Raw genomic sequence first — 648 nt, 5'->3', positions numbered from 1 at the left:
CGCGGCGCGGCCGAGGTGCTGGCGGGGCCGGCCGGGGAGGCGCTGCGCGGCCTGCTCGGCGAGGCGCTGTCCGACGAGTCGCGGGCGGCCTCCTTCCGGCGGCGTTCCCACGGGCTGGGCAGGCGGATGATGCAGGAGATCGCCCGCCGGGCGGTAGAGCGCGGCGAGATCGAGGCGGGCGCCGTCACCCCGCGCCGCCTCGACGTCGGCCAGGCGCTGCTCAGGCAGCACTTCCTCTTCGCCGGCCCGCCGATCCCCGACGAGCTCATCGTCGAGATCGTCGACGAGGTGGTCGTGCCGCTGCTCCAGCGCGGCTGAGCGTGGCGCCTGCTCCTGCGTGGCTCGGGCTCAGGGCCGGCCGGCGGCGAACCCCATCATCCCGGCCAGCACGCGCACCGAGTGGTCGAAGGTCGCGCGCCTGTCCTGGATCGTGTTCTCGAACTGGCCGAACACCTCGAAGTTGACCCAGCCGTACAGGGCGGTCCACGCGGTCATGCCCCGCAGCGCCAAGTCGTCGGGCACACCGGGCATGACCGGGGCGAGGTTCGCCATCTCGGCCGCGGCGGCCGGCGAGGGGGGCGGGGCGAGGTCGGGCGGGACGAGCGCGCCGGCCGCCCAGGCGTCCGCCACGATGCGGCCCATCACGGT

At 75.8% G+C, this 648-nt stretch carries 2 protein-coding genes; one reads left to right on the top strand and one right to left on the bottom strand.

Going from position 1 to position 648, the window contains the following annotated elements; translation table 11 throughout:
* A partial coding sequence (locus DQW85_RS21800) for a TetR-like C-terminal domain-containing protein (protein ID WP_205315300.1) occupies window positions 1–318 on the top strand: 318 nt, incomplete at its 5' end.
* Between the two features lie 30 nt (window positions 319–348).
* Here DQW85_RS21800 and DQW85_RS21795 read toward each other — a convergent pair.
* On the bottom strand, window positions 349–648 hold a 300-nt coding region (locus DQW85_RS21795), incomplete at its 5' end, for a TetR-like C-terminal domain-containing protein (RefSeq protein ID WP_205315299.1).

It is taken from the genome of Nonomuraea lactucae (genome assembly GCF_003313395.1).
GTDB lineage: Bacteria > Actinomycetota > Actinomycetes > Streptosporangiales > Streptosporangiaceae > Nonomuraea > Nonomuraea lactucae.
Note: the sequence above shows the minus strand (reverse complement) of the source record. Positions and strands in the feature narration are given on the sequence as shown.